At 68.7% G+C, this 25903-nt stretch carries 21 protein-coding genes and 1 tRNA gene; 9 read left to right on the top strand and 13 right to left on the bottom strand.

Translation table 11 applies throughout. The annotated features are described in order from the left end of the window. Nucleotides 1-54: 54 nt before the first annotated feature. The 8 genes from DESPIGER_RS08465 to DESPIGER_RS08500 form a co-directional block, all read right to left on the bottom strand. On the bottom strand, nucleotides 55-1041 hold the full coding sequence (locus DESPIGER_RS08465; RefSeq protein WP_072335540.1) for a TOBE domain-containing protein: 987 nt from the start codon (nucleotides 1039-1041) through the stop codon (nucleotides 55-57). 366 nt (nucleotides 1042-1407) lie between these two features. Beyond that, on the bottom strand, nucleotides 1408-1962 hold the full coding sequence (locus DESPIGER_RS08470; protein ID WP_072335543.1) for a tetratricopeptide repeat protein: 555 nt from the start codon (nucleotides 1960-1962) through the stop codon (nucleotides 1408-1410). Further along, complete coding sequence (locus DESPIGER_RS08475; RefSeq protein ID WP_006006716.1) at nucleotides 1955-2092, bottom strand: CcmD family protein; 138 nt, start codon at nucleotides 2090-2092, stop codon at nucleotides 1955-1957. The genes DESPIGER_RS08470 and DESPIGER_RS08475 overlap by 8 nt, the downstream gene beginning before the upstream one ends. 160 nt (nucleotides 2093-2252) lie before the next feature. Beyond that, nucleotides 2253-2939, bottom strand: coding sequence for a cytochrome c biogenesis protein CcsA (gene ccsA, locus DESPIGER_RS08480; protein WP_083575345.1), 687 nt, complete (start codon nucleotides 2937-2939; stop codon nucleotides 2253-2255). Next, a complete protein-coding gene (locus DESPIGER_RS08485) occupies nucleotides 2936-3613 on the bottom strand; it encodes a heme exporter protein CcmB (protein ID WP_072335549.1) in 678 nt (225 codons plus the stop codon). Before DESPIGER_RS08485 ends, ccsA begins: the two co-directional genes overlap by 4 nt. Next, nucleotides 3610-4335, bottom strand: coding sequence for a heme ABC exporter ATP-binding protein CcmA (ccmA, locus tag DESPIGER_RS08490; RefSeq protein WP_072335551.1), 726 nt, complete (start codon nucleotides 4333-4335; stop codon nucleotides 3610-3612). Before ccmA ends, DESPIGER_RS08485 begins: the two co-directional genes overlap by 4 nt. A gap of 7 nt (nucleotides 4336-4342) precedes the next feature. Further along, entirely contained in the window at nucleotides 4343-6286 is a 1944-nt protein-coding gene (locus DESPIGER_RS08495) for a heme lyase CcmF/NrfE family subunit (protein ID WP_072335554.1), read from the bottom strand. Between the two features lie 110 nt (nucleotides 6287-6396). After that, complete coding sequence (locus DESPIGER_RS08500) at nucleotides 6397-6810, bottom strand: cytochrome c maturation protein CcmE (RefSeq protein ID WP_072335557.1); 414 nt, start codon at nucleotides 6808-6810, stop codon at nucleotides 6397-6399. A gap of 431 nt (nucleotides 6811-7241) precedes the next feature. Here DESPIGER_RS08500 and DESPIGER_RS13335 point away from each other — a divergent pair, with 431 nt between their 5' ends. Further along, on the top strand, nucleotides 7242-7427 hold the full coding sequence (locus DESPIGER_RS13335) for a hypothetical protein (RefSeq protein ID WP_231927553.1): 186 nt from the start codon (nucleotides 7242-7244) through the stop codon (nucleotides 7425-7427). Here the strand turns inward: DESPIGER_RS13335 and DESPIGER_RS08505 are convergent. Beyond that, nucleotides 7406-7481 (bottom strand) — tRNA-Ala (locus DESPIGER_RS08505). The two genes, DESPIGER_RS13335 and DESPIGER_RS08505, sit on opposite strands and share 22 nt — an antisense overlap. 155 nt (nucleotides 7482-7636) lie before the next feature. Here DESPIGER_RS08505 and DESPIGER_RS08510 point away from each other — a divergent pair. Beyond that, nucleotides 7637-8350: a DsbA family protein gene (locus DESPIGER_RS08510; RefSeq protein ID WP_072337666.1), complete on the top strand. Its 714-nt coding sequence runs from the start codon at nucleotides 7637-7639 to the stop codon at nucleotides 8348-8350. Nucleotides 8351-8903: 553 nt separating this feature from the next. Here the strand turns inward: DESPIGER_RS08510 and purE are convergent. From purE to DESPIGER_RS08525, 3 genes are all read right to left on the bottom strand, one after another. After that, nucleotides 8904-9404 (bottom strand): 5-(carboxyamino)imidazole ribonucleotide mutase, encoded by a 501-nt coding sequence (gene purE / locus DESPIGER_RS08515; protein WP_072335560.1) that lies wholly within the window; start codon nucleotides 9402-9404, stop codon nucleotides 8904-8906. A 34-nt stretch (nucleotides 9405-9438) separates the two neighbouring features. Then, the gene (gene purD, locus DESPIGER_RS08520) at nucleotides 9439-10740 is read right to left on the bottom strand and encodes a phosphoribosylamine--glycine ligase (RefSeq protein WP_072335563.1); all 1302 of its coding nucleotides are present in this window, start codon (nucleotides 10738-10740) and stop codon (nucleotides 9439-9441) included. A 111-nt stretch (nucleotides 10741-10851) separates the two neighbouring features. Then, nucleotides 10852-12480 (bottom strand): FG-GAP repeat domain-containing protein, encoded by a 1629-nt coding sequence (locus tag DESPIGER_RS08525; protein ID WP_072335566.1) that lies wholly within the window; start codon nucleotides 12478-12480, stop codon nucleotides 10852-10854. Nucleotides 12481-12725: 245 nt separating this feature from the next. On the opposite strand from DESPIGER_RS08525, the gene DESPIGER_RS08530 reads away from it, so the two are divergent. The 6 genes from DESPIGER_RS08530 (at nucleotide 12726) to cls (ending at nucleotide 22892) form a co-directional block, all read left to right on the top strand. Next, the gene (locus DESPIGER_RS08530; RefSeq protein WP_072335569.1) at nucleotides 12726-14069 is read left to right on the top strand and encodes an RNA methyltransferase; all 1344 of its coding nucleotides are present in this window, start codon (nucleotides 12726-12728) and stop codon (nucleotides 14067-14069) included. A gap of 156 nt (nucleotides 14070-14225) precedes the next feature. Beyond that, entirely contained in the window at nucleotides 14226-14942 is a 717-nt protein-coding gene (locus DESPIGER_RS08535; RefSeq protein WP_072335572.1) for a tetratricopeptide repeat protein, read from the top strand. Nucleotides 14943-15104: 162 nt separating this feature from the next. Then, entirely contained in the window at nucleotides 15105-20306 is a 5202-nt protein-coding gene (locus DESPIGER_RS08540; RefSeq protein WP_072335575.1) for a 7TM diverse intracellular signaling domain-containing protein, read from the top strand. A gap of 148 nt (nucleotides 20307-20454) precedes the next feature. After that, nucleotides 20455-20877, top strand: a complete 423-nt coding sequence (locus DESPIGER_RS08545) for a universal stress protein (RefSeq protein ID WP_072335578.1) — start codon at nucleotides 20455-20457, stop codon at nucleotides 20875-20877. Between the two features lie 155 nt (nucleotides 20878-21032). After that, nucleotides 21033-21458 (top strand): universal stress protein, encoded by a 426-nt coding sequence (locus DESPIGER_RS08550; protein ID WP_173783294.1) that lies wholly within the window; start codon nucleotides 21033-21035, stop codon nucleotides 21456-21458. A gap of 36 nt (nucleotides 21459-21494) precedes the next feature. Beyond that, nucleotides 21495-22892 carry a cardiolipin synthase gene (cls, locus tag DESPIGER_RS08555; protein WP_156831669.1) on the top strand — a complete coding sequence of 466 codons (1398 nt, stop codon included), beginning with the start codon at nucleotides 21495-21497 and terminating at the stop codon, nucleotides 22890-22892. Nucleotides 22893-23344: 452 nt separating this feature from the next. Here cls and DESPIGER_RS08560 read toward each other — a convergent pair whose 3' ends face one another. Beyond that, the gene (locus tag DESPIGER_RS08560; protein ID WP_072335584.1) at nucleotides 23345-24424 is read right to left on the bottom strand and encodes a CNNM domain-containing protein; all 1080 of its coding nucleotides are present in this window, start codon (nucleotides 24422-24424) and stop codon (nucleotides 23345-23347) included. 119 nt (nucleotides 24425-24543) lie between these two features. Between DESPIGER_RS08560 and DESPIGER_RS08565 the strand changes: the two genes are divergently transcribed. Beyond that, on the top strand, nucleotides 24544-25902 hold the full coding sequence (locus DESPIGER_RS08565; RefSeq protein ID WP_072335587.1) for an amidohydrolase: 1359 nt from the start codon (nucleotides 24544-24546) through the stop codon (nucleotides 25900-25902). Nucleotide 25903 lies beyond the last annotated feature (1 nt).

The following is a 25903-nucleotide window of genomic DNA, read 5'->3' on the forward strand; positions in this document are numbered from 1 at the left end:
TGATCGGTTGATGATGCGCCGCCGGTTCGGAACGGCGGCCCCTTGCGGGAAATATCAGTCCAGACACAGGCGCGCGGCCCGTGACGGGAAATGGGCGTAGACTTTCTGGCCCTCGTAGATGCCCACCCGGAGCAGGCCCGGCGTCTCCACCGTGGCGCACAGGCGCGAGCCGTCGCCCAGTTCCAGCGAGACGAAGGACTCCACCTGGTCCTGGTGGATGCTCTGCACCGTGCAGGGCAGGCAGTTGCCCATGCTGAGGGTGGCCCGCCCGCGCGAGAGCACTATCTGCTCCGGGTCCACCAGCACGGTGACCACCTGGTTGGCGTGGATCTCCATATGCACGAACTGGCGCGTGCTGCACTGCACGCCCAGGCGCATGTCGCCAAAGGTGCGCACGCTCACCGCGGCCATGCGCATGCCCACGGAGATGTCCTCCACGATGCCCAGAAAGGAATTGCAGAGCGGATCCGTGCCGGACGAGGGCCCCAGGGTCTTGCTCTGGACCATGCGCCGCGCGGCGCCGTCGGAAAAGTTGAGGAAGGCCGCGATCTGCGAGGGCTTCTGCTGGCCCAAAAACTTCTGCACCAGGTTGACCGGCACATGCAGGTCCAAAAGCTCCAGCCCGCGGGCGTAGCGGATGGCGCGCGGCCCCACCATGGCCCTGTCCAGCCCCAGCGGCCGGGCCACGGCATAGAAGCTCTTGCGGATGAAGCCTTGGTCGAAGCGCAAAAAGTCCCTGCCCATGCTCTCGGCCTCGGGCAGGCTCAGGATGCGGCGCACATGGCGCATGGCGCTCAGGGGCAGCAGCACGTCCCGGCTGTTGGGGCCCGGCACATGCACCATGCCGGTCACGGTGTCCACATCCTTGCGGGCGTCCAGCTCCAGCGCCTCGCCCAGACGCAGGCCGCCGTAGCGCAGCAGCAGGAACAAGAGATGCAGCCGGGCACGCGCCACCTTGCGCTGGGGCGTGGCGGCCTCGGCCTCCCACTGCTCCCAGCAGCGGGAAAGGGCTTCCAGTTTTTCTCGGGTCAGATGGGACACTGCGGCGGCTCTCTTTACGGGCTGAACGTCTTCCGAAGACTGGGCAAGGCATACGACATTTCCCCGCTCTTGTCACGTTTTCGGCAGAATCAGGAATGATTTTTCCATGTTTTGGTGACCATGCTCCCCGGCCGCCGAAAACGGGGCGATGCCGCCAGGCGGGAGCGGGCGGGGAATCCGGGGGGGCCGCCGGATGGCGGCAAGGGCGCGCCGTGACGGCCGGGGCCCGTCCGCAGGCACGGGCGGACATCGCAAGGCCGGATGCCCGCCGGCGGAAAGGCCCCCGGCGCGGCGCCCTCCCCGCCGGCCGCGGGCCAGAAAAAAGGGCGCCCTTGGGCGCCCTTCTGCTGTTTTGTCGGGGAAAGATTATTTTTTCAGTTCTTCTTCGATGGCCTGCCGCATCTCGGGCGAGATCTTCGGATCCTTGAGGCCGGCCTCCCAGTGGGCGCGTCCCTTGTCCTTCTGCTGCAGGAAGTAGCTGTAGAGCACCCCCAGGCTGTAACGCACCGTGGCGTCGTCCCGCAGGACCACCACCTTTTCCAGGGTCGTGGCCGCTTCCTGCGGCTTGCCCTGGTTGTGCAGGATGACGCCCAGCATGTAGAGGGGCTGGGGATCGTTGACGTCCAGAGCCACGGCACGCTGGGCAAAGGTGGCCGCGGCGTCCCATTCCTGGGTGGCCATGAGATGTTCGGCCAGATGCATCAGGGCATCCTTGTTGGTGGGCTCGGCGGCCACCTTCTGCATCAGGCTGGCCAGCAGGCTCTGTTCCTGTCCCATGCCCTGCGGGGCCGCGGGACGTTCGGTCACCAGATGCGGATTGCTGATGCGTTCCTTGACGGTGACGCCCAGCATGACCAGCAGGCTCAGGCCCAGCAGCAGGATGATGGCGCGGGCGGTGAAGGAAAGACGGCTATCAGTCATGCAGGATCTCCATCTGGCGCAGACGGGCATCCAGACGCCGCTGGGCACAGCCCATGAAGACCAGGTACGCGGCCAGACCCAGCCAGACGGCGGCACCGGCCGCCACCAGCCACAGGAAATTGCTGTCCATAGGGCACTCCTTGAAAGCGGGGATCCCGCTTGTATCCGTTGAAAACAGGGCTCACCAGGCCCGGACGGAGCCATGCTCCGCCTCTGCCGCTCCCCGGGAGCGGCACGTCCACGGCCGTCATCCCGCCGCACGGCGGCAGGGACCTGCCGGGATCCGAAAATCAGTCCTCCGCCCGCAGGCGCAGGCTGTCCAGACGGTCGCGCAGGCCCAGCTGGCGGGTGCGCAGCCACACCAGGCCCGCCCAGAACAGGCCCATGCCCGCCACGCAGGCGATGGCGGTCAGCTTCATCTCCGGCTCCAGCCCGCCCCCCTTGGAGGCGAACACCGCCGGATGGATGGAACGCCACAGCCGGGCCGAAAGAAAGACCAGCGGCACGTCCAGAAAGGCCACCACGCCCACCACGGCGCAGATCATGCGCTTGCGCTGGGGCGGCAGGTCCAGGCCGCGCAGCACCAGATAGCCCGCATAGATGAACCACATGACCAGCGTGGTGGTCAGGCGGGGATCCCACGTCCACCAGACGCCCCAGGAACGGCGGGCCCAGATCATGCCCGTGACCAGGGCCAGACCGGCCAGCAGCACGCCCACTTCGGCAGCGGCCGCGCAGACGCGGTCAGCGGCCGGGGAACGCCGGAGCAGGTAGACGATGGAAGCCACGAAGACCACCAGAAAGCTGATGAGCGCCCACCAGGCCAGCGGCAGATGGGTATAGAAGACCTTCTGCATCAGGCCCAGCTGGGCTTCCACAGGGGCATAGAAATAGATCAGCCACTGGCACACGGCCAGGGCCGCACCGCCCAGCAGCACCAGCAGCAGGGGCCACACGGAAAAGGCGCGTTGCATCATTCGTCTCCCGAATACATGAAGCCGAACAGCAACAGTCCGGCAGCCAGAAAGACACCGTCGAAGGCGGCGGCCAGCCCTATCCACGAGGCCGGGCCATCAGGCGCGGGCGCGCCGAAGACCTGGGCCGCCACGCCGATCCCCGCCAGCAGCAGGGGCACCAGCAGGGGGAAGAGCACGATGCTCAGCAGGGACTCGCGCGCCGCGCCGCCCTGCGAGAGCGCGCCCAGCAGCGACCCCAGGGCGCACATGCCCACGTCCACCAGCAGCAGCGTGCCGAGGCCCACGGGCCAGAGCGCGCCGATCTCCTGCGACAGGAAGACCACCGCGGCGGGCAGGAAGAACATCTGGGCCACCAGCAACAGCAGCAGCCCGGCCAGGGCCTTGCCCAGCCACACGGCCTGTACGGGGGCCGGGGCCAGCAACAGGCCCAGACGCGCGCCGTTGGCCTCTTCCAGCGCATAGAGCGTATTGAAGATGAGCACCTGACAGAAGGCCGAGCCCAGCCAGAACACGGCGCCCGCGCCCTGCGGGCTCATGCGTTCGCCCACGCCCTGCGACAGGCTGAACACGAACAGCAGCAGCAGGCCCAGCAGCAGGCCCTGCACCAGCCCGCTGCCGCGGGTGAAGGTCAGCAGCAGGTCCTTGCGGGCCACGGTCAAGGCAAAGGAGATCATGCGGGCACCTCCCCGGCGTCGGAAGCCTTCACGCTCCCCGTGGCCGCGTTGAGCACGGAATCCACGGCGGCAAGGCCCTGCGGCGGCCCGTCATAGGCCAGGCGGCGGTCCTCCAGCAGCAGCAGGCGGTCGGCCAGGGGGCTGTCGCCCGCCAGATCGTGGCTGACCACGATGACGCAGGCCCCGCGCTCCCGGGCGGCCAGCATCTCGCGCCGCACCAGGGCCATGGAAGTGACGTCCAGCCCGGTGCCGGGCTCGTCCAGCAGCACAAGGTCCGCGTCCAGCAGCAGCACCCGCGCCAGGTTCAGGCGCTGGGCCATGCCGCGCGAGAACACCCCGGCCCGCTCTTCGGCATGGGCGGCCAGCCCCACATGCTCCAGCAGGGCCAGGAGCTCCGCCCGCGAGGGGCGCAGGCCGTGGGCCCGGGCCCAGAACTGCAGGTTCTCCAGCGCGCTCAGGCCCGGATAGACGAAGGTGGCGTGCCCCAGATAGGCCAGGCGCGGCCCGTCCTCCCGGGCGATGCCGCCCGCCCCCGTACCGTCAAAGACGACCTCGCCCGCCGAGGGCCGGGACAGACCGGCGACGATGCGCAGCAGCGTGCTCTTGCCCGCGCCGTTACCTCCGGCCAGCAGGGTGATGCTGCCCGCCGTGAAGCGGCAGCTCACCCCCTTGAAGACCACCTTGAGGCCGTAGAGCTTGGCCAGGTTCTCAAGACGCAGCATGGCGGCCTCAGGCCTGCGGCCCGTCGTCGGCGGGCGCGCCGCCCCCCGCTGCGGGCGTCTGCTTTTTGCGGCCGCGGGCCAGCATGAGGAGGGGGAACAGGCACATGAGCGTGCCGCCTATCCACATCCAGTTGACCAGGGGCTCCACGCTGAAGCGGATCAGCACCGAGGCGTTCTCGTCCAGGCCCAGGAAGGAGGCGTACAGCTCGTTGCCCAGGCCGGGGACCACGTCCACTTCGGAGAACTGCATGGTGCCGAACTTGTCGTACATGCGGCGCTGCGGCGTGAGCTCGCCCAGCAGCGTGTCGCCTTCATAGATCTTGAGACGCGCTTCCAGATAGTCATGGTCCACGGCGCGGCCCTGCCGGGCCTCCAGCAGCTCCACGCGGTAGGCGCCGGCCTGCTGCACGCCCTTGCCGTTCTGGAAGAGCAGATCGTATTCCTGTTTGTAGGGGCCGGAAAAGGCCATGCCCAGCACCAGCACCGCCAGGCCCGCATGCAGGCCTACGGCGCCCACGGCGCGCCAGCCGCCCTTGCCCGGCAGGGAGGGCAGGCTGGCCAGCAGCCCGGCCAGACAGGCCAGACAGGCCACGGAGCCCGCCGCGGCCAGCAGGGCCACGGGCTGGCGGTAACCCAGGAAGAAGAAGGCCGCGCCCGAGGCCACGAAGGCCCCCAGAGCCAGCCAGAAGCGCGGCGCGTCACGCAGGCCGCCGTCCCAGCGCAGCCAGGGGCAGACCATGAGCAGCAGCATGACCAGCATGCCCAGGGGCACGCAGACACGGTTGTAGAAATTGGCGTCCAGGCCGTGGGGCTCCGGCGTCCAGAGCAGGCTGATGACCGGCCACATGGTGCCCACGAGGATGATGACCGAAAGGGCCAGCAGCAGCCAGCAGACCATCACCAAAAAACCTTCGCGGCTGACGATGCCCGCCAGCTCGCGCCCGCGCGCGGGCACGGCAAAGGCCGCCCAGAAGGAGATCAGCAGGCCCCCCAGCACGAAGACCGTCAGGGGCGTGCCCACGCTGCCGTCGCCGAAGGCATGCACGGACTGCACCACGCCGCTGCGCACCAGATAGGTGGCGAAAAAGGCGGAGATGGTGGTCAGGCACATCAGGGCCACGTTCACGCGGTGCAGCTTGTTGCGGCGCTCCTGCACGATGAGGGTGTGCAGGGCCGCCGTGCTGATGAGCCAGGGGATGAGGGAGGCGTTCTCCACCGGGTCCCAGGCCCAGTAGCCGCCCCAGCCCAGTTCCATGTAGGCCCACCACATGCCCAGGATGATGCCCGCGGTCAGAAAGGCCCAGGCCAGCAGGGTCACGGGACGGGTCACGCGGTGCCAGCCGTCCTCGCCCTCACCGCCGGAAAGGCTCTGGGCCAGGGCCAGACAGGCGGGCACGGTGAAGCCGCCGTAGCCCAGGAAGAGCAGCGGCGGATGGAAGATCATGCCGGGGTTCTGCAGCAGGGGATTGAGGCCGTTGCCGTCCGGCGGCACGGGCGACTGCATCTCGAAAGGATTGCTCCAGCAGGAAAGGATCAGGGCGAAGAAGGCCATGATGGCGTAGAAGAAGCCCCAGTACCAGAGCCGCGTGGCGGGCGTCAGGCGCCTGTAGGCGGGCGTCAGGGCAAAGATGCTGCCGCTGATGGCCACGGAGAAGGCCCAGAACAGCATGGAGCCCGGCTGTCCGGCCCAGAAGGCCGTCAGGCGGTAGAAGGCGGGCAGCACACGGTCCGTGTAGCTGGCCACATAGACCAGGCTGAAGTCGTTCCAGAACAGGGCGTGCAGCAGCAGGGCCGCCGCCAGGGACAGGGCGCCGGTGATGGCCCAGTGGACCTTTTCGATGAGCGCCAGGGCGTCGCCGCGCTGCTGCCAGAGCTGCAGGAGCGCCAGCGCGCTGCCGCCCAGAGCACAGATCAGGGTCAGCAGCTGCATGGCATAGGCAATGAAATACATGGGGCTCCTTTGGGCACGCCACGGCCCGCCGTGGCGGCGCATTTCCGGTGAGGACACGACCGGCCCCTAAGGCCCCGCCGTGCGCCAGGAAGGGTGCGGCCTGCGCCGCCCTAACTCTTGCGGTTTTCCTTCTGGTACTTGGAAGGACACTTGGTCATGAGGGTCCTGGCCATGAAGCGGCCGTCGGGCTGCAGGCCCCCTTCCACGATGACCTCGGCGCCCGCCTTGAAGGTGTCCGGCACGGCGCCCTTGTAGACCACGGGCAGGGTCAGGCCCGCATCGTCCTTGTCCTGCAGCAAAAAGCTGGCCCCGGGGCCGTCCACGTTCTTGAGCAGGTTGTCGGGGGCCACGGTGCCGAACAGGCGGGCCGCCTGCAGCTTGTCGGCCGTGGCGGCCCTGGCTTCGGAGACGTTGAGGAAATAGACGGTATTCTCCGACAGGCCGGAAAAGACCAGATAGCCCAGACCACCCAGGAACAGCAGGGCGGCCACGAGATACATACAGGTGTTTTTCTTGCGGGGCATGGGCTCTCCTTGCATGAAAGAACGTGCCTTTCCCGGCACGAAGCTGCTGCATACCCTAGCACAGCCCTGTTTTTTTGACAAGTAAGAATCGCTCCTGATAGGCCAGCAAAGCCGCATGAATCAAGTGTGCGCGCACGCACACTCCGGCCCCTCCAGCCGGACTGGCCGGCGGTATTGGCCAGAGCCGTCAGGGAATCGTAGGGCAGGGAGTCCAGGCAGTGACGGCGGGCATACTCCTGCGTGAAGCTGACGAAGAGCTCCGCCGGGGACGGCAGCAGCTGCTGCGCCGGCCGGTACAGGAGCATGGCGCGCCGGAGCACCGGACAGGCCGGAGTGGCCACAAGGCCGAAGCCCCCGGCCGGCAGGACGGAAAAACGTCCGGCCAGGGCGACGCCCGCGCCGGTGGCCGCCAGGGCAAACGCCGTTGCCATATGGTGCACCGTGTGCGCCACATGGCAGTCTTCCTCACCGCCCGCACCTCCAGCCGGATACGAAAAAAGCCGGGGCTCGTCAGAGCTCCGGCTTTTGCCGTCCGTGTTTCTGCGCCAGAAACGAAAAAAGGGTCTGCATTTCCGCAAACCCTGATTTCCTTTTTTGGTGGAGCTGAGGAGAATTGAACTCCTGACCTCTTGAATGCCATTCAAGCGCTCTCCCAACTGAGCTACAGCCCCTCGGCAAGAAAGGACATTGCCCCAAAGCGGACCTCCTGTCAACAGGAAAATCAAAAAGTTTTCCTTTCCCCATGCGGGCGGCGGCCATCCCCTTCCTGCCGTGCCGCGCCCCGGCCGGGCCTTCCCTTCCCCGGCCAAAAGCGTATGCTGCGGCCATGAACTTCCTCTATCTCACCGATGTCTTTTGTCCCTGGTGCTACGGCTTCGCGCCGGTCATGCGCCGCCTGGCCGCGGAACATCCCGAACTGCCCGTGCGCGTGCTGGGCGGCAACCTCATGGCCGAGCCCCAGACCCTCACCGGCATGCTGGAAGAATACCCCACCATCCGGGAGTTCTTCGTCCGTCTGCAGGAGACCACCGGCCAGACCACGGAACAGTTCCGCCTGGCCCTGGAACAGGCCGCGGCCGGGACGGGCCCGGACCTGCTCATGCATTCCCCGGCCATGAACCTGCCCCTGGCCGCCCTGCGCCAGCTGTCCCCCGGGCACCAGCTGGAACAGATGGAGGCCTTCCAGATGGCCTTCTACGCCCAGGGCCGTGATGTCATGGCTGCCGGTGAACAGGAGGCCATCGCCGCCGCCTGGCTGCCTGCCGGCGCTGCCCCCGGCGCCCTGGCCGCCGTCATGGCGGATCCCGCCGTCCGGGAGGCCGCACGGCATGACGCCGCCGAAGCCGAGGAGATCATGGGCGAATTCCTCCTTTATCCGACCCTGTATCTGGAGCACGACGGCCGGCGCACCCTGCTGGCCCGCGGCTACAGTGACTACGACAGCGTCCGGGCCAAACTGGACGATGCCCTGCGCGGTATCCGGGAAAGCCCCGTCGTTCAGGGCGCGGCCTGCGGCCTGGACAGCAAGTGCTGCTTTTAGGGCCATGATGTTTCGCTGAGAGGGAAGAGGCGTTTGGGGGGCAAAACTGCGCCTCCCCTCTCCACCTCTCCCCACCCCGAAAACACCTTTTCCGGTCTGGCCGGACGGTCCCCGTCGCCGGCTCAAGGGAGCCGCCATCCCGCTGCGGCCGGCAGGCCGTCCTCCCGCCGGTTCGTCGTGCGGATGCCCCGGCAGCGGACGCCCCCGGAAGATTTATGCCGTGAAAAAGAAGGGCGCTGGAGGCAAAAACGCCCTCATCCCTTTGTCGTACCCTGTCCCGGGCTTTCCCGGATGCCATCTGCAAGAACGTCAGAGGCCGCCTTTCTTGTGAAAGGCGGCCTCTGACGTTCTCGGGCGCACAACACACGTTCCGACAACGGGAAAAACACCGGAAGCGCCATCCCCGGTCCGTCCCGGAGGACACGCCCCGCCAGCCAACGGCAGGGACCGGCCATACAGACCTGAAGAAAAGTTTCAGGGGGGGATGAGGGGGAAGGGAGCCCCTGTTTCAAAAGGGGCTCCCTTCCCTTCAACTTTTCGCTTTATCTGCGAACTAGCAGCCGTACCTGGCTTCGATCTCGGCGGCGGCCTCTTCCACACCGGCCTGCATCCTGGCGCGGGCGGCGCGGATCTTTTCATCCAGCGCGGGGTCGGCCACGGCCAGGATCTGGGCGGCCAGCCAGGCGGCGTTGCGGGCACCGGCCTTGTCCATGGCCACGGTGGCCACGGGGAATCCGGGAGGCATCTGCACCGTGGCGAGCATGGCGTCCATGCCGCCCATCAGACCGCCGGAGACCGGGATGCCGATGACGGGACGGGTGGTGCGGGCGGCCACGGCACCGGCCAGGTGCGCGGCCATGCCGGCGGCGCAGATGAAGACCCTGGCGCCGGCGGCTTCCTGTTCGCGCAGGATCTTTTCCGTGCGCTCGGGGGTACGGTGGGCGGAGCTGACCGTGAAGAGATAGGAGATGCCCAGCGAACGCAGCACATCCACGCAGGGGCTGACCTTTTCTTCATCGGACTTGGAGCCCATCATGATGACGACTTGAGCCATAGATGTTCCTTTGGCGGCACGGGGCCGCGGTTGCTTACTTTTCTTCCTGCGCCAGCTGTTCCAGACGGCGGATGCCCTTCTGGCCGATGTCGCTGCGGTGGAAGCTCTTGTCCATGCGGATGGCCTTCACGCCCTCATAGGCACGGGCCTGGGCGTCGGCCAGGGTATCGCCCAGCGCGGTCACGCACAGCACGCGGCCGCCGCTGGAGAGGATCTTGTCGCCGTCCATGCTGGTGCCGCTGTGGAAGACCTTGACGCCGGGCAGGGCGTCGGCTTCGTCCAGGCCCTCGATGACCATGCCCTTGGGATAGGCGTGCGGATAGCCTTCGGCGGCCACCACCACGCCCAGGGCGGTCTGGGAAGTGTGGGAAAGGCTCTCGGGACGGAGCCTGCCCTCGATGCAGTCCAGCATGATCTGCACCAGATCGCCTTCCAGGCGCATCAGCAGGGGCTGGCATTCGGGGTCACCGAAACGGGTGTTGTATTCCAGCACCTTGGGGCCGTTCCCGGTCATCATCAGACCGGCATAGAGCACGCCCACGAAGGGATGGCCGTCCCTGGCAAGCGCGGCCAGGATGGGACGGATGACCATGTCGGCCATGGCTTCGGCCTGGTCGTAGGGCAGGATGGGGGCGGGGCTGTAGGCGCCCATGCCGCCGGTGTTGGGGCCCTGGTCGCCGTCATAGGCGGCCTTGTGGTCCTGGGCGGAAGGCAGGGGCACGGCCGTTTTGCCGTCGCACAGGCAGAGGAAGGAGGCCTCCTCGCCCACGAGGAACTCCTCGATGACGAGCTTGGCCCCGGCGGCACCGTGCGCGCGCTTGCACATGATGTCATCCACGGCATCCAGGGCCTCCTGGGTGGTCCTGGCCACCACCACGCCCTTGCCCGCGGCCAGGCCGTCGGCCTTGACCACCAGGGGCGCGCCCAGTTTGACCACGGCGTTCTTGGCCTTGTCGGGATCGGTGAAGACCTGGCTGCGGGCCGTGGGCACCCCGGCACGGTTCATGACGTCCTTGGCGAAGGCCTTGCTGCCTTCCAGCCGGGCACAGTAGGCATCCGGGCCGAAGCAGGGGATGCCGGCCTCGCGCATGCGGTCGGTGATGCCCCCGGTCAGGGGCAGCTCGGGACCGGGCACCACCAGGTCGATCTTTTCCTTGCGGGCCAGTTCCACCAGGCCGTCCAGGTCTCCGGCGTCCACCGCCACGTTGATGGCGCCCTCACGGGCCGTACCGCCGTTGCCGGGGGCCACAAACACTTCACTTACCCGAGGGCTCTGCTTGAGCTTCCACACCAGGGCGTGCTCACGCCCGCCGGAACCGATAACCAGGATGCGCACAACCTCTCCTCCCTGAAAATAGACATACGGAACACTTTCCGGCAGCCGGAGCTGCTGAAAAAACCCCGCCCCGCGCCGCAGCGACACGGAACGGGGCTGTATCCTCTTGTTTTAGTAGTTGGGGGTCACTTCAAAGTCGCTGAGGTCGGCAGGCGCGTTGGGGTTCATCTGCGACACGTCCAGCGGATAGGCGGTGACCAGGCACTGGCGGCTGCCCACACCCAGGTCGGGCGAGGTGTTCAGGCCCACCACCAGGTCCAGGGTGCCGTCGTTGTTGAAGTCGGCCAGATCCACGGCCGCCACGGAGCCGCGGATGCGGCGGGTCTTCCACTTCAGGCCCAGGCCCACGCCGTCCCAGAACAGGGCATGGATCTCGCCCTGGGGGAAGTAGCGGTAGCGGTCGAAAATCTGGGCCGCCGTGGAGATGGGCTTGTTGACCAGCAGGGTATATTCGCCCGTATGGCCGATGTCGGCCACGATGAGACGCATGGGGGCAAAGTACTTGCTGGGCATCTGGTAGTTGCGGTCCACGCCCAGGCCCGGCATGCCCTTGTAGTGCTCCATGCCGGTGGCGGAACCGGAGAAGCGTTCCATGGTGGTGTGGATCAGGGTCTGGTTGGCGCCCTGGAAGATCTTCAGGCGCTCGTCATCGGTCAGCATGACCAGCTGGTCGCCGTTCTTGCCGGGGATCCAGGCCACGTTGAAGACATTGGCCCCGCTGGGCAGGTTGATGCGCTGGCCCAGGACATAGGTGCCGTTCTGCTTGACCATCATGTACACGCCGGGGGCGAAGAGCTTGATGGAGTCCCAGCCCTGGCCCACCAGCGTGGGCTGGTAGGAAGGCGGCAGGTTGATGACGCTGACGAAATAGGAGCAGCGCTTGGCCACTTCCGTGAACTTGTTGCCGCGGAAGCTGTAGAAGTAGGAGTAGGGGCGGTTGCTCTCTTCTTCGAAGGTGGCCACCACCAGGTCCTTGGCACCGTCACGGTTGAGGTCGATGGCACGCATGGAGAAGTTCAGGTTGCTGCGCGAGATGGTGATCTCGCCCAGCTTGCCCAGGCGGCCGTCGTTGCCCCACTTGTAGATGACCAGACGGTGGTCATGCAGGATGGCGATCTCGTTGCGGCCGTCACCGTTGAAGTCGGCCACGGCCATGTCCACCATCTCGTCCTTGAGGCGCTGGCTGCGGATGCGGGAACCGTCAGCGGAGTTGCCCTGATAGCGGAACTGGGGGTTCAGGTAGGATTCGGTCTGGCCGGTCTCGTTGCGGATGATGTCCGAACGGCCGGCGCGGCCGGCAGCGGCGGCGCCGGCGACGCCCAGCACTTCGGAAGAAAAGGCGCCGGCAAGGCGCTGCACGGTGGCGTTCAGGCCGCTCATGGGGCCCTGGGCCGTCTGGCTCCAGGTGGCGCCCTTCTTGTCCACGCTGTTGAGGACGATGGTGCAGTCATTGCCCATGACGCTCACCGTGCCCCACAGGGCGTAGTCGGCGCCGCCGATGAACTTGCGGGCCTCGGCAGCGGAGCCGGCCGCGCGGGGGCCCATGCTGCCCGTGGCACCCGTGGCGCTGAGGCGGCCCATGAGCGTGGAAGGCACAGCCTTGGACAGGTAGCTGTAGTTCTGGGGCGCGTGCACCTCAAACGGCAGCAGTACGAAGGACTTGGCCTGGGCAGCCTGGGCCTGGAGGCCCATCACCAGCATCAGGCAGGCGGCAAACGCCAGCTTCATGGCAAATTTCATTCAAAATCTCCTTGCAGTTCTCTGCGTACGTCGACCGCCCTCGCGAAGGGAGGGCTCGCCCGGGCCGGAGGATCTGCCGCTGTCGCGGCGGGGACCGTACAGCCTGCGGCACCGGAACTATAGCGACACTTGGCCTGCCGCGCAACTTGAAAGCCGTATCCGCCGCCCCGCTGCGGGCCCGCTCCCTGCCGGGCCCTGCGGCGGACGCTCTTGCCCCCTCCAGACGGAACAGATAAGAAAGGCCCATGAGCACCGCCAATCCTTCCCGCCCCTCGGGGCGTTCCTTCCGTCTGGTCTGCCCGCCGGAGCAGATGCCGCAGGTGGAGAACCTGCTGCACGCCCAGGGCTATGCGTTCGAACCCGAGCCCTTCTCGCCCTTCTGCCGTCGTCTGCTGTGCGAACCGCGGCCCCTGGGCTCCTCGCTGGCCGCCTTTTTCGGCTACATCTACATCCAGGACAGGTCTTCCATGCTGCCGCCCCTGGCCCTGGCGCCCCGGCAGGGCGAGGCCGTGCTGGACATGTGCGCGAGCCCGGGCAGCAAGACGGGTTTTCTGGGCCAGCTCACCGGCCCGGACGGCTTCGTGCTGGGCAACGAGCTTTCCCGCGCCCGCCTGGCCACCCTGCGGGCCAACCTGCATGCCTGCAACCTGCCGCATGTGGGCACCTGTTCCTTCGAGGGCCAGGCCCTGCCCCTGACGCCCGGCACCTGGGACGCCATCCAGCTGGATCCCCCCTGCTCCGGCTGGGGCACGGTGGAAAAGAACCCCCAGGTCCTCAAGCTCTGGCAGGGCGACAAGCTCAAGGGACTGGTGGGCCTGCAACGGCTGCTGCTGGCCCATGCCGCGCGTCTGCTGCGTCCCGGCGGCCGGGTGGTCTTCTCCACCTGCACCACCAACGATGACGAGAACGAAGCGCAGGTGCGCTTTGCCGAAGAGGAACTGGGCCTGGTGCGCGAGCCCCTGACGCCGTTCGAGGGCTTCGTCTGGGAACAGCGCCCCGGCGGCGAGGGCACCCTGCGCGTGGACGGGGAACGCTCGGCGGCCCAGGGCTTTTATGTGGCCCTGCTGCGCAAGCCAGCGGACGCCCCCCTGCCCGAACTGCCGCCCGTCCCGGCCGGGCCCGATGCGCGCACGGCCGCCCGCAACGCGGCCCGCGGCCGCAACCGTCGCGACGCCCGTCCGGCCCTGCCCCTGGGCCAAGTGGTGCCCCGCAGCGCCCTGGCCGGGCCCTGCTGCGATCCCGGCCGCCTGCCCGCCGGCGAGGCCCGCATCTACGGCGAGCAGGTGCGCTTCATCCCGGCCCATGCCGACGTGCTGCTGCCGCCGGGCTTCACCTGGCAGGGGGCCCTGCTGGGCCGCATGGCGGGCGGCCGCCTGCACATGGCGCCCCGCCTGCGCTGCCTGCTGCCCGCCGTCCCCGACCCGGCGCACAGCCTGGTGCTGGACGACATCAGCGACATCACGGCCCTGCTCAGCGGCCAGAGCCGCCAGACCGGCCTTGCGGGCAACGAGGCCGCCCTGTGGTGGCGCGACCTGCCGCTGGCCCGGATGATGCTCAAGCAGGGCCGGGCCACCCTCAGTTTCAGCTAGGCCCGGCACCAATGCCGGACAGGGCCGCAGGCAGGGGCAGGCTTGCCTCTTTACCTGCCTGCGGCTACTCTTGCCCCCACTTTCACAGCCCAAGGAACAGCGCACAGGGCAAAGCCGCCGTGACGGCGGCCGCCCCGCGCACGCAGAGGAGCGATCATGGCCAAAAAGAAGACTTCCCAGCAGCCCGCGCCCGCCAGGCCCCAAGCCCAGGCCCCCGCACAGGATCAGGCCCGGGCGACGGCCCCGGCCCGCGTCACCACCGTTTCCCTCACCACCTGCCTGGTCAGCGTGGTGGTGGCCCTTGCCCTGGGCCTGTGCATCGGCAGCATGCTGCCGGGCTTCATGGAGAGCCGCCAGGCCCCCGCTCCCCGTCCCCAGGCGGCCGCTGCGGCCCAGCAGCCCGCCCCGCAGCAGCAGGCGGCGCCCCCGCAGCAGGCCAAGACCGCCCTTTCTCCCGAACTGAACAGCGCCCTGCTCAAGCTGCAGGAAGCCGTGGTCAAGGAACCCGGCAAGGCGGAGAACTGGATCAAACTGGGCAACTTCCAGTTCGACAACCAGAACCCCGCCGCGGCCGTCACGGCCTATGAGAACGCCCTGCGCCTGCAGCCCGGCAATGCCAACGTCCTGACCGACCTGGGCATCATGTACCGCGAGCTCCACCGCTTCGACGACGCCCTCAAGGCCTTCCGCGAGGCCGAGCGCGTCCAGCCCGGGCACAGGAACGCCCTGTTCAACCAGGGCATCGTCCTTTATTACGACCTCAAGCGCAAAGACGAGGCCGAAGCCGCCTGGCGCAGGCTGCTGGCCGCCGATCCCAACGCCCACGCCCCTGACGGGACGCCCGTCTCGGAGCTGATCAAGCACCTGCACTGATCCGGCTCCGGCTGCCCCGTCCCCCGGGACCGGGCAGCCCGCCGGCCCTGTGGCCCCGTGGCGCGCAGACCGCCGGTCCGGCCTTCCTGTTCCCGCCGCTGTGCCGGCATTTCCCGGGGCCGCCTCCTCCCGTGACGGAGGCGCCCCTCAAGGTAAAAAAGCATGACGCACCCTCTTCTTCCCACGCAGGCCGCCTCCCGCCGGCTGGCCCTGATCGTCATCCCGCTCCTGCTCGTCCTGTCCCTGGCCGCCACCTGTCCGGCGGTCCCGACACCGCCCCCGGCATCCGCGCCCACGCCCGCCCTGCCCGCGGACCTTTCCGCCACGCCCCGGGGCAGCGCAGCGGGACAGCTGGACATCCTGCCCTACCTTTCGGCTTTTCTGGATACGGACGGTGACAGGAGCGTGGAAGAAGTGGCCGCACCGGGCATGCTGTCCTCCTTCCGGCCCCTGCATCCCAGGACCCTGCCCCGCAGCAGCGGCGTGACCTGGCTGCGGCTGGAGATCCCCGCCGCCGGGGCGGGACGTCCCGCCCCCCTGGTGCTCGACCTCGGCCAGGGCGTCCCGGCCGGGGCCGTCCTCTACACGCCCGGCATCGACCCCCTTTCCCGCCAGACAACCTGGCAGGAGGACCGGGCCAACTGGCGCAACCTGCTCTGCCTGCCCCTGCCCGGCGAAACGCCGCAGATCTGCTATATCCGCCTGGACGGGCAGCCGCCCCTCTGGTTCGCGCCCACCCTGCGCAGCCTGGACAATCTGGCGGACGCGCCGGAAAGCCTGCTCGGCCCCGGCGTCATGCTGGCCCTGGCCGTGGTCATGCTGCTGGCCCTGCTGCGCGGCATCACCGAGCGCGGCCAGTGGCGCTTCTGGACGGCCCTGTATGTGGGCGCCGCCCTGACCCATGCCGTGCTGGGCGGGCCGGATCTGGGGGCCGGCAACATCACGCCCGCCGACGCCGTCAGCGCCATGACCCCCGGCCTGGCCCTCATGTTCCTGGCCCATCTGGCCCGGCACCTGATGCAGACCCCCAGCCATTCCCGTCTGCTGGACATCCAGTACCTGCTGCTCTCCCTGCCCGGCGCCGTGCTGGCCCTGCTGCCCCTCTGGCCCGACTTCAGCTGGATGGGCCGCTATCTGCCGCTCTGGCCCATGCTGGCCCTGATCTTCGTGCCCACCACGCTCGGTGCCTGGCTCATGGGCGTACCGGGCGCCCGCCGCTTCCTGCTGGGCTGCCTTGTGGCCGCGCTGGGGGCCGGTCTGGCCGTCCTCGATTTCGGGACCCTGCTCCCGCCCTTCGTCCAGGGCACCCTGCCCCTGTGGGGGACGGCCCTCAGCGCCCTGATCATCGCGGGCATGAGCGCCCCCGGCCGCGAAACGGAGACGGCCGCCGCCGGGCCCGCCGATCCCCCGGCACCGGACCGCTCCGCCCAGAGCCAGACCATCACGGATCCCAACCTGCGCCTGCTGGATACCGAGGGCAACACCCTGCCGCTCATGACCGGCCTCAGCCAGCCTGCTCCCGCGCCGGCCACCGTGGAGGCCGACAGCGCCTCCGCCACGGCCATCCGGCGTCTGGAACAGGCCCTTGCCGTGCCCCTGCGCGAGCTCGTGGAACAGAACCGCCAGCTGGAGCAATGCTCCCTGCCGCATGATGTCCGTTCCCGTGTGGAGGGCATGGGACGCCGCGCCCGGCAGGCCCTGCGTCTGCTGCACGACCCGGCCGGTGATGCCGCCGCGCCTGCGGCACCGGCCCCCACGGACGGCGCCCGCGCCGCAACGCGCGCCTTCGACCTGCGCCGGATGCTGCAAAAAACGCATGAACACTGCCGCGCGCTGGCCGAAAAATCCGGCATCGCCCTGGGCTGGCATGTCCCGTCCGACCTCGAACAGCGCTACGAAGGCCCCGCCGGGGACCTGGAGGAGACGCTCCGTCTGCTGCTGGAGGATGCCGTGCGGGCCAGCAAGGGCGGCAAGGTCCATTTTGCCGTGCGCCATGTACCGGACAGCAAACATCCCGGGCATCTGCTCTTCCAGGTGCGCGACACGGGCACGGGCCTGCCCCCGGAACAGCGCTCCGCGCCGCTCCTGGCCCGCATCTGGGAACTCTCCTCGGCCCACGGCGGCTTCCTGGGCGTGGAGAGCGGCCCCCGCGGCACGTCCGTCATCTTCACCCTGCAGCTGCAGCTCCCGGAAGCGTCTGCCGACGACCTGCCCACGGTCCTGGTCTGCGCTCCCGATGCCGCCACCCGTCGCGAGCTGGGCGCCATGCTGCGCGACCTGCCCTGCACCTGCCGCGAGACAGGCACCCTGGCCCACGGACTGGCCGCCGGGGCCCGCAGGGGCGGGACACCGGCCACGGTGCTGCTGGTCTGCGGTCCCGAGGCCTCTGTGGAAGCCGCGCCGATGCTGCGCCGTTATCACGGCCTTGCCGAAAGGACAGGCCCCTTCGGGGCCGTGGCCCTGACCCCCGACCAGAGCCAGTGGGATGAGCTGGCCAACGCCGGTTTCAGCCATGCCCTGACCCTGCCCGTCTCGGAAGACGCCCTGCGCGAGACCGTGCTGGAGATCCTGGGCAGCCATGACGATGTGGCCGACCTCGGCGCGCCCCTGCCCGAGACCAGGCAGGCCGACGCCCCTCTGCCCGACCTGTTCGGCCCTGTGGCCGCCCCCCAGGCAGACCAGGGCATGCCCGACCTGCTCCTGTCCACCGATGACATGCCGGAGCGGACGGTCCCGGCCGCACAGGCCGCGACAGGCGGAGACCTGCCGGATCTGTTCGCTGCTCCGGCATCTGCCGGGGCGGAGGCGGCTCCGGCGGCGCCCCTCAGCCTGACGGACGACATGCGCCGTGATGCCCCTGTCGCCCCTGTCGCGCAGACCGCCCGTCCTGAGGCCGAACAGCCCCTGCCCGCTGATGACGAACAGTCCGGCGCTGTGCGTGCGGAAGCTGCCGAAGCATCGGCGGCCGATGATGCGCAGCCGGTGGCGCCTGCGCCCGCGGACAGCCCTGTGCAGGAAAACGACGCCGCTCCCGAAGCGGCCGAAGACGGCGGCCCGGCCCCCGCGCCCACGGCACCGGACTTCCCGTCCGTGCCGGTGGCGACAATGGATGATGCGACGACGCCGGAAGCCCCGCTGGAGGAAGAAAAAGAAGAAGCTCCGGCGGCCGAAGCGCCGCAGGAAGAGGCCCTGCCGCAGCAGGGAACGGCGGATGCCGCCGCTCCGGCCGATAGCCCCGCTGCCTCCTCTGACGCAGCGGACAGCACGGAAGAAGCCGTTGCGGAAACAGGGGCCGACGCTGACATGCCGGGCCCCGCGCAGGACGAAGCCGCCGAGGTGCCTCCGAGCGCTCCGGCCTTCCCGGCCCCGGCCCAGGAGGTTGAGGCCGAACAGCCCCTGCCCGCTGACGACCGACAGAACCGCGATGTGCGTGCCGATGCTGCCGAAGCATCGGCGGCCGATGATGCGCAGCCGGTGGCGCCTGCGCCCGCGGACAGCCCTGTGCAGGAAAACGACGCCGCTCCCGAGGCGGCCGAAGACGACGGCCCGGCCCCCGCGCCCACGGCACCGTACTTCCCGTCCGTGCCGGTGGCGGCAATGGATGACGCGGCGACGCAGGAAGCCCCGCTGGAGGAAGAAAAAGAAGGAGCTCCAACGGCCGAAGCACCGCAGGAAGAGGCCCTGCCGCAGCAAGGAACGGCGGATGCCGCCGCTCCGGCCGATGGCCCCGCTGTCCCCTCTGGCGCAGCGGACAGCACGGAAGAAGCCGTTGCGGAAACAGGGGCCGACGCTGACATGCCGGGCCCCGCGCAGGACGAAGCCGCCGAGGTGCCTCCGAGCGCTCCGGCCTTCCCGGCCCCGGCCCAGGAGGCTGAGGCCGAACAGCCCCTGCCCGCTGACGACCGACAGAACCGCGATGTGCGTGCGGAAGCTGCCAAAGCATCGGCGGCCGATGATGCGCAGCCGGTGGCGCCTGCGCCCGCGGACAGCCCTGTGCAGGAAAACGGCGCCGCTCCCGAAGCGGCCGAAGACGACGGCCCGGCCCCCGCGCCCACGGCACCGGACTTCCCGTCCGTGCCGGTGGCGGCAATGGATGACGCGGCGACACAGGAAGCCCCGCTGGAGGAAGAAAAAGAAGAAGCTCCGACGGCCGAAGCGCCGCAGGAAGAGGCCCTGCCGCAGCAGGGAACGGCGGATGCCGCCGCTCCGGCCGATGGCCCCGCTGCCTCCTCTGACGCAGCGGACAGCACGGAGGAAGCCGTTGCGGAAACAGGGGCCGACGCTGACATGCCGAGCCCCGCGCAGGACGAAGCCGCCGAGGCTCCCCGGCCCGCTCCGGCCTTCCCTTCAGCCGATGCGGCGCGTCCCCTTGCCAGCGGCTATGTGAGCCCCAGCCTGCGCCATGCCGGTGAATGGGTGGGCGAGCCCATGCCCATCGGCACACCGGTCAGCCGTCCTGTCCCCCGGCGGGAGGAAGCGGCGTCCGCCCCGGTGGAGACCGTGGTCACGGTCCGTCCCCTGCGACGGGACGTCAGCCCGGACGAGATCGCCCGCAAACTGGGCAAGCCCAGTCTGGTGCCCACGGACAAATCGGCCCTCATCACGCCGCCGCCCCGCAAGGGCCCCGGCTCCGGCCCGGCCGCCGGCACGCAGCCCGCCTTCCCCGGCGCTCCTGTGGAAGAGGCGCCCCATGCCGTGCCCGGCAGCAAGGACGTTTCCAGCCTGCCGGACATGACGCCGGACAGCACCACCCTCCTTGCCAGCGGCCGGGAGGAGACCAGCCGGACCAGGGCGGCGGCCAATACCCTGATGCGCTTCCTTTCCCGTTTCCACACGGGGAGCAGCCAGCCCCGGGACGACAGGGAGGAGGACAAGGGCCCGCAGGCCCCTGCCGCGACCGTGCAGGAACGGCAGGGCACCCCGCGTCCCATCCCCAAAAAGGAAGGACCGCAGCAAAAGTCGCCCGAGGCCGCGGCAGAGATCCCGACCGCGGCCAACCCCTGGATCGAACGCCGGACAGCTCCCCGGCCCGCGGCCCCCGCGCCGCGCGTGCCCGTGCCGCCCATGCCCCAGCGGCCCCAGCCGCCGGACGATCCCGAGGATCCGCTGCCCGCCCTCATGTGGCGCATGGACAAATATCTGGCGGAGGCCGGCTATGCCCTGGAACAGCGCCGCCTGCATCTGGTGGCCGATGCCGCCGGGCGTCTGGCCGCCGAGGCCGAAAGCTACGGTTTCCGGGTACTGGGCCGCATGGCGCGCTGTGTGGAGAGCGCCGGACGCGCCAAGGACCTGCAGGCCGTGACCGACCTGCTGCCCGAACTGGCCACGGCGGTGGAACGCCACCGCATCTCCCTGGGGTCCTGACGGGGCCGGTCCCGCGGGCCGGCCTGGCTGCCTCCCGGCCCCGGCGCGAAAGGCGGTGACAGCCCCTCTTGCACAAAGGGACAAGTCGTGCCAGACTGGACCTTCCACGCCCACAAGGGCCATCTCTTATTTTATGCAAGGAGTCCACATGAGTTACGAACGTGTCCTTCTGCCCGTGAGCGGCAAGCATTCCGGAGAACGTGCCCTCAAGGCCCTGAGCCAGGCCAGGAAGCTGGATCCCAGGGAGATCATCCTGCTGCATGCTGTGGCGCCCAGCGTGGGCTCCCCCATGCCCAACCTCACGAGCGACAAGCAGGACGTCACCGTCAAGGCCGAAGCCCTCCTGGCGCCTCTTGCGGCTGAACTGGACCATGCCGGCATCGCCCATCAGACCGTCATCCTTCACGGCCTGCCCGTCGAGACCATCGTCAAGACCGCCAGGGAAATGGACGCCGAAGCCATCGTCATGTTCTCGGACGGGCATGACGACCTGGCCGACAAGCTGTTCGGCTCCATCACCGAGCATGTGCTGCGCAGCACGCCGCTGCCCGTGCTGGTCGTCCGCCAGTAGGCCGTTGCCGCACCATCGCCTCCACAAAGCCTGTTCCCCCGGAACAGGCTTTTTTGCGGCCGCATCCCGGCAGACCTTGCACAAATCGTCCTGTCGTGCGAAAATGCTTCTTTGAAATGCCCTCCTGGGCAATCATCCCAATCCAAGGAGCCCACATGATCTACCAACGTGTCCTCGTGCCCGTGAGCGGCAAAAATTCCGGCGAACGCGCTTCCAGGGCCCTGCGCCATGCCAGGACCCTGTGCTCCGGCGAGATCATCCTGCTGCATGTGACCGAAGCCCTGCCCAAGCTGGTGGGCGGTGCCGCCCATACCGAACTGGAACGCTCCGATGCCGCCAGGGGCGAGACCCTGCTGGCGCCGCTGGCTGAAGCGCTGAAACAGGACGGCGTGGCCTGCCGCTGCATCGTGCGTGAAGGCCTGCCCGCCGATACCATCGTCACCGTGGGCCATGAAGAAGGCGTGGACATGATCGTCATGTATACCGACGGCCGTGACGGCCTGGCCGACATGCTCATCGGTTCCATCACCGAGCGCGTGCTGCGCAATACCGACATCCCGCTGCTGGCTGTGCGCCGCTAGCGATCCGCCGTGCTGACACTGGGAACATTAGGCCTTGTGACAGCGCACCTTCTGTCCTGGGGGGCCGTCTGCCATGCCCTGCTCCACAAGCGCGATCCGCGCTCGGCGCTGGGCTGGATCGTGACGGTCCTTTTTTTGCCGGGCGTCGGCATCGTGCTGTACTGCCTGTTCGGCATCAGCCGTGCCGAAAGCCTGGCGGCCCGCCTCATGCGCAAAATGGCCGCCATCGAACCCGACTACGCCCACCATCCCGAGGTCGTCTGCCACCGCACGGCCATCGCGCCGCCGCAGGAGTGGCCCCTGGAGGTCCTGGGGCGCCGCCTGACGGGCCAGACCCTGTGCAACGGCAACGGCATCCTGCCCCTGCGTAACGGCAACGAGGCCTACCCGGCCATGCTGCGCGCCATCAACCGGGCCAGCAGGCAGGTCTTCCTCTCCACCTACATCTTCCGCGGCGGCAGCGTGGGCGAAAGCTTCACCGAGGCCCTGTGCCATGCCGCCCGGCGCGGCGTGGACGTGCGCCTGCTGGTGGACGGCTTCGGCGGTGCCGTCTATTCGCTGCGCAAGCCCTGGAAGCGCATCCCCAGGGCCGGCGGCAAGCTGGCGCGCTTCCTGCCGCCCCGCCTGTTCCCGCCCAGCCTCAGCATCAACCTGCGCAACCACCGCAAGCTGCTCGTCTGCGACGATACGGCCTTCACCGGCGGCATGAACATCGCCGACAACCACGTCCTCGGCAAACATCCCGGCGGCGTGCAGGACCTGCATTTCCGCTGTGAGGGCCCCATCGTGGACCAGCTGCGCCGGGCCTTCCTGCTGGACTGGGGCTTCGCCACCGGCGAATTCGACCAGCGCGACCTGCCGCCCAGCAGCAACATCATGTCCGGGGACAGCCTGTGCCGCATGGTGCTGGACGGCCCCGGCACCGAGGCCGACCCGCTCAATGACCTGTACTGCGGGATCATCGGCAGCGCCCAGCATACGGTGCGCATCATGACGCCCTATTTTTTGCCGTCGCACGAGCTCATCGCCGCCCTGCGCAGCGCGGCCCAGCGGGGCGTCAGCGTGCGGGTGGTCCTGCCCGGCAAGAACAACCTGCCCTTCGTCCACTGGGCCACCTTCCGCCTGCTGCCCGTCCTGCTGGAAGCGGGCGTGCGCGTATGGTTCCAGCCGCCGCCCTTTGCCCACACCAAGCTGCTGGCTGTGGACGGCTATTACTGCCAGATAGGTTCCGCCAACCTGGACGCCCGCAGCATGCGCCTGAACTTCGAGCTGAACATGGAGGTCTTCGACCCCGAATTCCATACCGCCATGGCCCTGCACATGGACATGACCATGGCCCGCAGCCGCGAAGTGACCCTGAAGGACCTGAAGCAGCGCCCCCTGATCCTCAAGCTGCGTGACGCCGCCTGCTGGCTGTTCTCGCCGTATCTGTAAAAGACGGGGCACGGCCTGGCTGCCATTCGGTCGCGCGTTGCTGGCGATGCCCGTAACTTCCTTCGTCGTAACGGGCACGGCCTGGCCGCCATCCGGTCGCACGTTGCTGGCGATGCCCGTAACTTCCTTCGTCGTAACGGGCACGGCCTGGCCGCCATTCGGTCGCGCGTTGCTGGCGATGCCCGAAGACAGCGTTTCCCTGCCCTTTCCCTCTCTGACACAGGCATGCGGAACGTATCCTCCGCGCGTCCCACGCCTTCATCCCCATCCCCTGGCAAAGCGCGCTGGGGAGAGGGCGGGGAGTTTGAGGGGAGGGAGGACCGCTCTCGCGCCAGCAGAGGGGTCCTCCCTCCCCTCAAGCCCTTTTTGCCCCAAACGCCCGAAGCCCCGGCGGGGCCGGGGCTTCGTCATCACATCAATCCATCAGGAGAACAAAGGCGTTATCCGCCCGGTCATGACCGGGGCTGTCCCGCCTGTTTTTCCTTTTTCTGCTGTTCCAGCAGACCGGCGGCGCGCAGGGCCTGGCGCCGCTGCCGGGCCATCTGGCGCAGGTCGGCCACGCTGTCGCTCTCGTCCATGATCTCGCTGCCAAGCATCTCCTCGAACACGTCCTCCAGCGTCACCACGCCGGCAAGGCCGCCGTATTCGTCGAGCACGGCGAACAGGTGCGAACGCGAGTGCAGCAGCTCCTTGAGCAGCTTGTCCAGGGTCTGGCTCTCCAGCACGAAGTGCAGGGGCTTCATGATGGCGGAAAGCGGCGTCTCGCCTTTTTCTTCCAGCAGGCAGTGGAGGATGGTGCGGCGGTCCACCAGGCCCACCAGATCCTCGTTGTCCTCGCCGTAGACGGGGATGCGGCTCACATGCCACAGGCGCGGGTTCTTGTAGGCCTCGGCGGCGGTCATGTCTTCGGGCAGGGAGAAGACCACGGTGCGCGGGGTCATGATGTCGTAGACCCGCTTCTGGTCCAGGGCCAGGATGTTGCGGATGTAGGCCTCCTCATAGGCCTTGATCTGCCCGGCCTGGCGCGACAGGCTGGTGACGGCGCGGATGTCGTCCTCGGAGATGTCCGGGCCGTTGGACGGCGGGGTCAGCAAACGGGTCAGCAGGCCCGTCAGCCAGATGACCGGGGTCAGCAGCTTGACCGCCACTTCCAGCGGCCGGGCCAGCACCACGGCGATGGAGGTGGCATAGGCCACGCCCAGGGTCTTGGGCACGATCTCGCCGAAGGCCAGGATGAGCACCGTGAACCCGGCGGCGAACAGGGCCATGTATTCGGCGCCGAAAGCCGCCATGAAGGCCGCGCCCGCCACGGCGGAGCCCGCGGTGTTGGCCACGGTGTTCAGGGTCAGGATGGCGGCGATGGGTTTTTCCACATTGCTGCGCAGACGGAAGAGCACTTCCCCCACGGGCCTGCCGTCGTTGCGTATCTTCTCGATGGCCGACCAGGGCACGGCGTACAGGGCCGCCTCCGTCAGGGAGCAGGTGAAGGAGATGACGACAGCGACACCGATAGCGAGAATCAGGGTGAGCATAGGTCCCTCGTGAAAAATGGAAAACCGCCATGAGGCATCCGGCGGCTTGCATGAACGTATCTCCGGCATATATCCTGTGCGGGCGACCTTGGCAATGCGCCGCGTCAAAGGAGATGCCCATGGAACGTCTTGCGGAGGAGATCCGACGAAAGGCCGGGGAAGCCGGCCCGCGACTGACGGCCCTGCGCCGCCATCTGCACCGCCATCCTGAACCGGCCTGGGGCGAATACCTGACCGCCTCGATGGCGGCCCGTGCCCTGCGGGAAGCCGGTTTCCGGCTCACCCTGGGGGCCAACGCCCTGCGCCCCTCGGCCCGCCCCCGCCAGCCCGAGGCGGCCTTCTGCGCGGCCCAGAGCGGCCGGGCCCTCAACGAGGGCGCCGATCCCGGTCTGGTGGCCTGCATGGCCGGGGGCCTCACGGGCCTGTGGGGCGATCTGGATCTGGACGCTCCCGGCACCCCCGAAGACGAACGCGGCCCGCTGGTGGCCTTCCGTTTCGACATGGACGCCAATACCGGCATCACCGAAGCCGCGGACCCGGATCACGTCCCCGCGGCGCAGGGCTTCGCCTCCTGTCATGCAGGCTGCATGCATGCCTGCGGCCACGACGGCCATGTGGCCCTGGGCATGGAGCTGGCCCGGCTGCTGGGCGGCCTGCGGAACGAGCTGTCCCGCAGCCTGAGCGGCCGCATCCGCCTAATCTTCCAGCCTGCCGAGGAAGAGGGCGAGGGCGCGCCCGGCATGGTGGCCGCCGGGGCCGTGGACGGCGTCCGGGCCCTGTTCGGCCTGCACCTGAGCATGCAGGCCAGCCGCAGCGGCGATCTGGTCTGCGGTACGGACAAGTTCCTGGCCACCACCAATTTCGAAGTCTTCTTCACCGGCCAGAGCGCCCATGCCGGGCTGGCCCCGCACGAGGGGCGCAACGCCCTGCTGGCCGCCTGTACGGCCGTGACCAATCTGCTGGCCATCGCCCGCCACGGTCAGGGCGCCTCGCGCATCAACGTGGGCGAGATGCACGTCAGCGAGACCCCCAACATCATCCCGGCCCGGGCCTGGCTGCGCGGCGAGACCCGCGGCGAGAACGGGGACATCAACGGCTACATGCTGGCCGAGGCCCGGCGCGTGGTGGACGGCGCGGCGCGCATGCACGGCTGCCGCAGCCGCTTTCTTTGCCAGAGCCACTGCCCGGGCGCCATGTCCAGCCCCGAGCTGGTGGATCTGGTGGAACGCACGGCCCGGGACATGGGCACCTTCCGCGAGGTGCGCCGCAAGGCCGACTTCTGGGCCTCGGAGGACTTTGGCTGGTTCATGAACAAGGTGCAGGAGGACGGCGGCCTGGCGGCCTATCTGCAACTGGGCGCCGACAGGCCCGACGGGCACCACACCAGCCATTTCACCTTTGACGAGCGCGTCCTGCCCCGGGGCCTGGAACTGCTGGCACGGCTGGCCGTGGCCGTACTGGCACGGCGCCCGGACTGAG

The organism is Desulfovibrio piger (assembly GCF_900116045.1).
GTDB classification, from domain to species: Bacteria; Desulfobacterota; Desulfovibrionia; order Desulfovibrionales; family Desulfovibrionaceae; genus Desulfovibrio; species Desulfovibrio piger_A.